Source organism: Aeromonas sp. ZOR0001 (assembly GCF_000801015.1).
Lineage (GTDB): Bacteria > Pseudomonadota > Gammaproteobacteria > Enterobacterales > Aeromonadaceae > Aeromonas > Aeromonas veronii.
In genome coordinates this window covers 1-8,438 of record NZ_JRJY01000108.1, presented here as the reverse complement: position 1 = coordinate 8,438, position 8,438 = coordinate 1, and the positions used below count along the sequence as shown (strand labels likewise).

Here is an 8,438-nt window from a genome sequence, read left to right as displayed (position 1 = left end):
GCACAGGCCCAGCAGCAGGGCGAATCCGAGGCCCAAAATCCAGGTGAAGTACCACATAGCAGATCCCTTGAGGTCAGTAGAGTTGATGGCTGTCGCGCTTGATGCGGGCACGGTCGAGCTTGCCGCGCACCACCCGATAGACCCAGCCGGTGTAGCCCAGGTTGACCGGCATCAGCACCAGCACGAGGCCGAACATGATGGCCAGGGTTTTGTAGCTGGAGGTGCTGTCCCACAGGGTCAGGCTGCTGACCGCATCGAGGGATGAGGGCAGCACGAAGGGGAACAGGGCGATGGCCACCGAGCAGAGCATGGCGGCGCAGGCGATGGCGCTGGCCAGCAGCGCAATTCGGCCCCGCTCCAGCCAGGAGGCAATCCCGCTCACCAGCGGCGCCAGCGCCCCGATGATCGGCACCAGCCACAGCAGCGGATAGTCAAAATAGTTGCGCAGCCAGCCACCGGCGTGGGGGATCACCCCCTTCATCAGCGGGCTGATGGCAGCATTTGGGTCAAAGGGTTGTGTGCCGACACCGGTCAGCTGAAACCCTTGCAGATCCACCAGATGCCAGCCAGCCAGCAGATAGCAGAGGGTCACCAGCGGGGCCAGCAGGATGGCGATCCCCCGTGCGCGCAGCGCAGGGGTGCCGGTCACCTTGGCTTGCAGAAAACCGGCGCCGTGCAGCAGCAACAGGCTGATGGCAGTGGCCAGCACCGAGAGCAGCCAGCCCCAGTGGAAGTCGAACGCGCCGTAGTGCAGACGCAGCGCCGTGTCGAAGCGAAACGGCAGCCCCTCCATCACCAGACCGATAGCCGCACCGAGGATGAGCGCCGGTATCAGGCCACCGGCCACCAGCGCCCGATCCCACCAGCGGCGCCACACCGGATCGGCCAGCTTGCTGCGATAGTCAAAGCCGACCGGACGCAAAAATAGCCCGAGCAGCAGCACCACCATGGGGATATAAAGCCCCGAGAAGGCGGCGGCATAGACCAGCGGCCAGGCGGCGAACAGGGCACCGGCACCGGCAATCAGCCACACCTGATTGCCCTCCCACACCGGCCCCACGCTGTTGATCACCAGACGGCGGTCGTCGTCATCTTTCGACACCACCGGCAGCAGCATGGCGATGCCGAGATCGAAGCCATCCATCACGATAAAACCGACCATCATGAAGAGCACCAGCGCCCACCAGATGAGTTTCAGGGTTGCGTAATCCATCAGGCGATCCTCGCAAGTTCGGGTTGTTCACCGCTGTAGCGGCCGGTATGGAGAATGGCGGGCCCCTTGCGGATCACATGGCGCAACAGGAACAGCTCCACCACCAGCAACAGGGTGTAGATGGAACAGATGGCGATGAGACTGAACCAGAGTTGGCCCGGCTGAAGCAAAGAGACCGAGGCTGAGACCGGCAGCACGTCGCTGATGGTCCAGGGTTGACGGCCGAGTTCGGCCACCAGCCAGCCCGCCTCGATGGCAATCCAGGGCAGCGGAATGCTCCAGAGCAGGGTCTTAAGCAGCCGTGGCGAGTCTTGCAGCCGGTTGCGGCAGAGCTGAACAAAGCTCACCACCATCAGCCCCAGCATGGTGACGCCAAGCCCCACCATCACCCGAAAGCCCCAGAACAGCGGCGCCACTGGCGGGATGGAGTCATCGACCGCTTTGGCGATCTCCGCCTCACCAGCCTTGGCGATATTGCTGGCATAGGGGGTGAGCAGCATGCCGTAGCCGAGATCCTTGCCGTGCTGCTCGAAGCGGGCGCGGTTGTCCGGGCTGTCATCACCCTGCCGGATCTGCTCGAGGGCCTCGGCTGCCACCATGCCGCTGCGGATGCGCGCCTCGTTCTGCACCTTGATATCCTTGAGGCCGGTCACCGCCTCGTCGATGGAGCGGGTGGCGATGATCCCCATCAGATACGGGATCTTGATGGCGGCGTGGGTGGTCTCTCCCTGCTGATCCGGGAAGCCGAACAGGGTAAAGGAAGCCGGCGCGGGCTCGGTCTCCCACTCCGCCTCGATGGCGGCGAGCTTGACCTTCTGCACCTCGCCGGTGCGATAGCCAGACTCATCCCCGAGCACAATGACCGAGAGGATGGCCGCCAGCCCGAAGCCGGAGGCAATAGCAAAGGAGCGCAGGGCAAACTGCACTTCCGTCTTGCGCAGCAGATACCAGCTGCTCACCCCCATCACGAACATGGAGGCGGCCACATAGCCCGCCGCGACGGTGTGAACGAACTTCACCTGCGCCACCGGGTTGAACAGCACGGCGGCGATATCCACCAGCTCCATGCGCTGGGTCAGCAGGTTGAACTCGGCTCCCACCGGGTTTTGCATCCAGCCGTTGCCGATCAGGATCCACAGTGCCGAGAGGTTGGAGCCGAGCGCCACCAGCATGGTCACCAGCAGGTGCTTGCCGCGGGAGAGCTTGTCCCAGCCGAAGAAGAAGAGCCCCACCAGGGTCGATTCGAGGAAGAAGGCCATCAGCCCCTCGATGGCCAGCGGAGTACCGAAGATGTCCCCCACATAGTGGGAGTAGTAAGCCCAGTTGGTGCCGAACTGAAACTCCATGGTGATCCCCGTGGTGACCCCCATGACGAAGTTGATGCCAAACAGTTTGCCCCAGAAGCGGGTGATGTCCTGATAGATCACCTTGCCGGTCATCACATAAGCCGACTCGGCGATCACCAGGATCCAGGATAGCCCCAGCGTGAGGGGCACAAACAGGAAGTGGAACAGGGCCGTGGCGCCAAATTGCAGGCGAGACAGGCTGACCACGTCATCCGGATTGATCATGCGTCACTCTCTTTTGTTGTATTTGCCTTGCACGTTTCGTGCGTGACAAGTACATCACGGAGCATGACACCTATAACAGATGCAGTTATATTGAATTACACCTATAACAGTTGATCCAGATCATGTCCCTTTACCAGCAGTTGGCCGACCGCCTGCAAAGCCAGATCGACGATGGCATCTGGCAACCGGGGGAGCGCATCCCCTCCATTCGCCAGAGCTGCAAGACCCACGGGCTCAGCCCCATGACGGTGTTGCAGGCCTATCAACTGCTGGAGAGTCAGGGGCGGATCCTCGCCCGTCCCCAGTCCGGCTACTACGTCAAAGCCGCTTCGCCGCAGGTCGTGCAGCACACGCCGAGCCAGACCCACTACAGCGGCTCGGTGGATATCAACGATCTGGTGTTCGAGGTGTTGCAGGCGAGCAAATCGCGGGATCTGGTGCCTCTTGGCATGTCGGTGGCAGACCCGACCCTGTTCCCCCATCCCCAGCTCGGGCGGGCCCTGGCCAGCTGCATGCGCAAGCTCGATCCCTTCAGCACGGTGGCCGACCTTCCCCCCGGCAACGAGGCGCTGCGTCGTGCCATCGCCCAGCGCTACGCCAGCGACGGGGTGGCGGTCAATCCGCAGGAGATCATCATCACCACCGGCGCCATGGAGGCGCTCTCCCTCAGCCTGCAGGTGCTGACCGAGCCCGGTGACTGGGTTGTGGTGGAGTCCCCCACCTTCTATGGCGCCCTGCAGGCCATCGAGCGGCTGAAACTCAAGGCGGTGGAGATCCCGGTTATTCCGGGGGTGGGTATCGATCTGGCGCTATTGGAAGACGCCCTCAGCCAAATGCCGATCAAGGCGTGCTGGCTGATGGGCAATGTGCAGCACCCGCTCGGCCACACCATGCCTGATAGTCACAAAGCGCGGCTGATGGCGCTGCTCAACAGCCATGGGGTGCCGCTGGTGGAGGATGACGTCTATGCGGAGGTCTACTTCGGCCGCGAGCGCCCCAAGCCGATCCGCCACTGGGATCAGCGTGGCGACAGCCTGCTCTGCAGCTCATTTTCCAAGTGTCTGGCGCCGGGCTTTCGGGTCGGCTGGGTGGTGGCCGGGCCCCATGCCGAGCGGGTGCAACGGCTGCAGCTGATGTCCACCCTCTCCACCAATGTGCCTAGCCAGCTGGCGCTGGCCGAGATGCTGCGCCAGGGCGGCGTCGATGCCCACTTTCGCCGCCTGCGCCACACCCTGGCCCAGCGCCAGCAGCAGATGCGGGCGGCCCTGCAACGGTTGTTGCCGGACGAGGTGCGGATCTCCTCCCCCGATGGCGGCTACTTCCTCTGGCTGGCACTGCCTGCCCATTTCGACAGCCGCGCCCTGCACGCCAAGGCGCTGGGCAGCGGTTTTTCAGTGGCTCCCGGCGCGCTCTTTTCCAGTCAGGGGCAACACAACCACTGCCTGCGCCTCAACAGCTCCCATCCCTGGAGCGAACAGCTGGAGCAGGCCCTCACCCGGCTGGCCGCACTGATTGCCGCACAACTCGGTGAAAAGTAACGTGGCAAGGAGCCGCTGGCGAAACGAACAAAGGCCCGTAGCGGGCCTGTGTAGTTGGGGAGTGACGCGCCTTGGCTCGCCATCAGAAACTGGTTATCTGGCCATGATCTGCGACTGCACCTTGAAGCCCAGCGCCTCGTAGAGCGCTTGGGCGCGCTCGTTGAAGGCCATCACCTCCAGCCGGATTTGCTGAGCATCACGGGCCTTGGCCCACTCATCGCAATGGGCGATCAGCGCCTTGCCAATCCCGCGAGAGCGGCGCTGCTCATCCACCACCACGGAGCCGATACGGCAAATCGGCGCACGGGTGAGAAATGGCACGCTCTCATTGATATCGATCCGCGCCGTCAAAAAGCCCACCACCATGCCATCCTGCTCGGCAACGCAGAACAGACGCCCTTCCGCGCCGATGGCGCTCAGCAAAAACTCCCGCTCCTCTGGCGAAGGGGGGCAGAACACTTCGGGATAGTGCTGATGGTGGATCTCTCCAATCTGCCGGTTCAGCTCGACAATGGCGTCTATATCCAGTTCGCTTGCCTTGCGTATCTCCAACGGTTGCTCCTTGCAAAAAAGTGATGGTTCTGCGCCATCTTAGGGGCTGTGTCCCGCAATCCAAATAGGCTCATCCGTATCTTTTGACGAACAACCTAAACAACAACGCCCCTTGAGCGGGGCGTTATCGGCAATCCATGGCGATGAGGGATATCAGGCGGGGGCGTTAAGCTGGGCCACCTGCCGCTCGATGCTGCCCTTGAGGTTGTCATCGAGTTTGAGGGCGCGCGCCAGCTCATCGAGATAACCGCGCTCCATAAAGTGATCCACCTCGATGGCAAGCAGGGAGGCGAGATAGACCTCGGTGGCCAGCTCCATATCGGTCACTTCCCGCGCCAGCGCGTGGGGGTCGAGGGGACGGGCCAGCTCGGCGTCAATCCAGCGGGCGACATCGCTCTGACCCTGTTCGGTCAGGTACTCCTGAATTTTCTGGCGCTCGGCCCCGTCGATATGGCCATCGGCCCGGGCTGCCGCCACCATGGCGCGCACCAAAAGCGCCGCGCGGGCATCCAGCGCATTGCCTTCCAGCCCACTGATGGGATGGGTGGGCTGGGCCGGTGCCGCCTGCTGGGCCTGCCAATCCTGATAGAGCTTGTAGGCCAGCCCGCCAAGGGCTGCGGCGCCGCCCACGGCAGCGGCCTTGCCGCCATATTTGCGCACTTTTTTATTGCCCAGCAGCAGACCGAGCGCGCCGCCGGCCAGCGCTCCCTGCATCTGCCCCTTGCGCTTGTCTCCGCCTTCGTTGAGCCAGCCTTTGCCAGCCCCCAGCAACTGTTCCAGCATCTGTTTCATGGTGTCACTCCTGCGGCTATGTTCCCGTCGATAGAGCAAGATAGTGACCCCGTCCCCCTGAATCGGGGATGAACCCTTGACCGGGCAGGCCGATGGGGCAAAGCTCAGGGAAACCCTTCAGGCAATAAGGATGTAACTGTGCCAAATCGCGAACTGACCCTGCAATTTCTGGCCGAACCCTCCGACGTCAATTTCGGCGGCAAGGTACACGGCGGCATGGTGATGAAGTGGATCGATCAGGCGGGCTATGCCTGCGCCGCGGGCTGGTGCGGCGGCTATGCGGTGACCGTCTATGTGGGGGGGATCCGCTTTTTGCGCCCCATCCAGATTGGCCAGCTGGTGGAGGTTCACGCCCAGGTGATCCACACCGGCACCACCAGCATGCATCTGGCGGTGGATGTCTACAGCCGCCATCCCACCGACACCGAACGCCACAAGACCACCCACTGCATCATCATCTTTGTGGCGATGGATGAGCAGGGTAAACCGACCCCGGTGCCCCAGTGGCAACCACTGAGCGAGAGTGATCTGCAGTTGCAGCAGTACGCCAAAAAGCTCATCGCCCTGCGCGAGGAGATCGACAAGGAGATGCGCCAGCACCTCTGACCTTGGTGCCTCCCCTCCCCGATAGAGCGGGGCGCTTTCGGCTAACGGCGGCGCCCCTGTATAATCCCCCCCTCTTCTCGCAACCGGAACCCTGCCCATGTCACTGGAAACTGCCCCGCCCGAGGTGAAACTCGCGGTGGACCTTATCGAACTGCTGGAAACCAATGAGCTGGCCCCCGAGCTGGTGCTGGCGGCGCTGGCCATCGTAAAAAATGACTACGAGCGCAAGCTGGCGGAGGGGAAGGATCACTGATCCTTCCCCGCACTTTTTCCGCCTTATCTTGCCGACGTCAGTTGTTCCCCAAAGAAGTTTTCCCCACAGAGCCACTCACTGCGGCCCCATCACCTCGTCACAGAGGGCGATCAGGGCCGAACTCAAGCGGCTGAGCGGCTCGCCCCCCTCCTTTGCCGCATGGAGCGCCAGCTCCACCGATGCCACCTTGGGCCACTGGGTCAGGGCCAGCTGATCGGCGGGCATCAGCCGTTTGGGTAGCAAGCTCACCCCGATCCCCGCGCTCACCGCCCCCTGCAAGCTGGCGAGGCTGGCGCTGACATAGGCGATACGCCAACGCCGACCGAGGCCATCGAGCGCCTCGGTCATCTGCCGCCGATAGAGCCCTTCGCTCGGGAACACCACCAGCGGCAGCGGATCCCGTTCCCGTGCGGGCCAGTCGCGACTGTCAACCCACACCAGCGGCTCGCGCCAGCTGGCAAGGGGCGCCCCCTGCCCGCGCGTCTGCTTGACCAGCGCCAGATCAAGCTCTCCCGCCTCGAAGCGCTGCCAGATGTGATGGCTCAGGCCGCTCTCCACCTCCAGCCGCACCTCGGGGTAGTCACGGGCAAAGGCGGCCAGCACCGGGGTGATGGCGCCTGCGGCAAAATCCTCCGGCACCCCGAGGCTGAGCGATATGCTCCCCTCGCTCACCTGCTCCTCGGCCTGTGCCAGCAGCGCCAGAATGCGGCGGGCCAGCCCCAGCAATTTTTCTCCCTCCGCCGTTGCCACCACCTGACGGCCAGCACGATCGAGCAGCGGGCAGCCAAGCTGCTGCTCAAGGCGGCGGATCTGCTGGCTGATGGTGGATTGGGTCAGATGGACCCGTTCACCGGCGCGGGTAAAGCTGCCGGTGTCGATAATGGCGACAAAACTGCGCAGTAACAGGGGATCCAGCATGGGGCACTCCATTTACAAAACCACTGAAACCCATTCTATCATTTAATTTCCAAATGACTTTCGAGCCCGCTAGGCTGGCGCTTTTGCCTCCTTTGACGGTGATCTGCCATGTTCAGCCCCGATGACTCCGCATCCCGAATGCCCCCTGTCTCTCCCAGAACCGGAAACAGCACCCGATGAATCAACAAAATGCGGATCAACCCGCAGGCCAGACCGCACTGCTGGTGCTGGTGATCCTGATTGGCCTTAACCTGCGTCCCTTTCTTACCGCCATCGGCCCGCTGAGCGGCGAGATTGGCCGCGCCCTGTCGCTGGGGATGGATACCCTCGCCTGGCTCACCCTGCTGCCGCTCTGGCTGATCGGGATTGGCGTGCTGCTCACCCCGCGCCTGCGCAGCCTTGCCAGCGCCACCACCCTGCTGGGGCTGGCCCTGCTGCTGCTCGCGGCGGGCAGTGCCCTGCGTTTTGATGCCCAGAGCGGCGCCCTGCTGATCACCACAGCCGCGCTCTGCGGCCTGGGTTCGGCGCTGGTGCAAGGGGTGCTGCCCGCCCTTATCAAGCAGCACTTTGCCCGCAAGGTGCCGCTGGTGATGGGGATCTTCTCTGCCTGCATGATGGGGGGCGGGGCGCTGGGGGCCAGTCTCACTCCAAGGCTGGCGGCCAGCCTCGACTGGTCGCAGGCACTGGCGCTCTGGAGCCTGCCGCTGCTGCTGGCCCTCGGCTGGCTAGGGTGGAAAGTGCGTCTGCCACGGGCCGCCGCGGTCGCCATTCCCCACGGCGAACAGCGGCTGATCACCCTGCCCCGCAGCTGGTTGCTGATCGTCTGCTTTGGCATCATCAACAGCGGTTACGGCATCGTGGTGGCCTGGTTGGCCCCCGCCTATATGGCGCAGGGGTGGAGCGCCGCGCAAGCGGGCGAGCTGGTCGCCTGGCTGGCGCTGGCGCAGACTGCCAGCGGCCTCGGCCTGCCGCTGCTGGCCGCCCGCAAGATGGAT

The 8,438-nt window shown here is 63.6% G+C and carries 10 protein-coding genes; 4 read left to right on the top strand and 6 right to left on the bottom strand.

Going from position 1 to position 8,438, the window contains the following annotated elements:
- The 3 genes from L972_RS21465 to L972_RS14025 form a co-directional block, all read right to left on the bottom strand.
- Nucleotides 1-57: cytochrome bd oxidase small subunit, CydX/CbdX family (locus tag L972_RS21465; protein ID WP_156127055.1), on the bottom strand; the 57-nt coding region annotated here is incomplete at its 3' end.
- Nucleotides 58-73: 16 nt separating this feature from the next.
- Nucleotides 74-1,213 carry a cytochrome d ubiquinol oxidase subunit II gene (gene cydB / locus L972_RS14030; protein WP_047438987.1) on the bottom strand — a complete coding sequence of 380 codons (1,140 nt, stop codon included), beginning with the start codon at nucleotides 1,211-1,213 and terminating at the stop codon, nucleotides 74-76.
- On the bottom strand, nucleotides 1,213-2,784 hold the full coding sequence (locus tag L972_RS14025; RefSeq protein ID WP_047438985.1) for a cytochrome ubiquinol oxidase subunit I: 1,572 nt from the start codon (nucleotides 2,782-2,784) through the stop codon (nucleotides 1,213-1,215). Before L972_RS14025 ends, cydB begins: the two co-directional genes overlap by 1 nt.
- A 122-nt stretch (nucleotides 2,785-2,906) precedes the next feature.
- On the opposite strand from L972_RS14025, the gene L972_RS14020 reads away from it, so the two are divergent.
- Nucleotides 2,907-4,322 carry an aminotransferase-like domain-containing protein gene (locus tag L972_RS14020; protein WP_047438983.1) on the top strand — a complete coding sequence of 472 codons (1,416 nt, stop codon included), beginning with the start codon at nucleotides 2,907-2,909 and terminating at the stop codon, nucleotides 4,320-4,322.
- 93 nt (nucleotides 4,323-4,415) lie between these two features.
- On the opposite strand, the gene L972_RS14015 is transcribed toward L972_RS14020, so the two are convergent.
- Together L972_RS14015 and L972_RS14010 are read right to left on the bottom strand one after the other, a co-directional pair.
- Entirely contained in the window at nucleotides 4,416-4,874 is a 459-nt protein-coding gene (locus L972_RS14015) for a GNAT family N-acetyltransferase (protein ID WP_047438981.1), read from the bottom strand.
- A 153-nt stretch (nucleotides 4,875-5,027) separates the two neighbouring features.
- Nucleotides 5,028-5,666 carry a tellurite resistance TerB family protein gene (locus tag L972_RS14010; RefSeq protein ID WP_042656069.1) on the bottom strand — a complete coding sequence of 213 codons (639 nt, stop codon included), beginning with the start codon at nucleotides 5,664-5,666 and terminating at the stop codon, nucleotides 5,028-5,030.
- Between the two features lie 138 nt (nucleotides 5,667-5,804).
- On the opposite strand from L972_RS14010, the gene L972_RS14005 reads away from it, so the two are divergent.
- Entirely contained in the window at nucleotides 5,805-6,272 is a 468-nt protein-coding gene (locus L972_RS14005; RefSeq protein WP_047438978.1) for an acyl-CoA thioesterase, read from the top strand.
- Nucleotides 6,273-6,369: 97 nt separating this feature from the next.
- Nucleotides 6,370-6,525, top strand: coding sequence for a pleiotropic regulatory protein RsmS (gene rsmS / locus L972_RS20980; RefSeq protein ID WP_005337582.1), 156 nt, complete (start codon nucleotides 6,370-6,372; stop codon nucleotides 6,523-6,525).
- A 75-nt stretch (nucleotides 6,526-6,600) separates the two neighbouring features.
- Here the strand turns inward: rsmS and L972_RS14000 are convergent, their stop codons facing one another.
- Nucleotides 6,601-7,443 (bottom strand): LysR family transcriptional regulator, encoded by an 843-nt coding sequence (locus L972_RS14000; protein ID WP_047438977.1) that lies wholly within the window; start codon nucleotides 7,441-7,443, stop codon nucleotides 6,601-6,603.
- Between the two features lie 176 nt (nucleotides 7,444-7,619).
- Between L972_RS14000 and L972_RS13995 the strand changes: the two genes are divergently transcribed.
- Nucleotides 7,620-8,438 (top strand): MFS transporter (locus tag L972_RS13995; RefSeq protein WP_047438975.1); only part of this gene is annotated, 819 nt, incomplete at its 3' end.

Excerpts from the sequence above, each read along its gene's own strand:
- cydB (WP_047438987.1), bottom strand. The coding sequence starts at position 1,213 with ATGGATTACGCAACCCTGAAACTCATCTGGTGGGCGCTGGTGCTCTTC.
- L972_RS14025 (WP_047438985.1), bottom strand. The coding sequence starts at position 2,784 with ATGATCAATCCGGATGACGTGGTCAGCCTGTCTCGCCTGCAATTTGGC.
- L972_RS14020 (WP_047438983.1), top strand. The coding sequence starts at position 2,907 with ATGTCCCTTTACCAGCAGTTGGCCGACCGCCTGCAAAGCCAGATCGAC.
- L972_RS14010 (WP_042656069.1), bottom strand. The coding sequence starts at position 5,666 with ATGAAACAGATGCTGGAACAGTTGCTGGGGGCTGGCAAAGGCTGGCTC.
- rsmS (WP_005337582.1), top strand. The coding sequence starts at position 6,370 with ATGTCACTGGAAACTGCCCCGCCCGAGGTGAAACTCGCGGTGGACCTT.
- L972_RS14000 (WP_047438977.1), bottom strand. The coding sequence starts at position 7,443 with ATGCTGGATCCCCTGTTACTGCGCAGTTTTGTCGCCATTATCGACACC.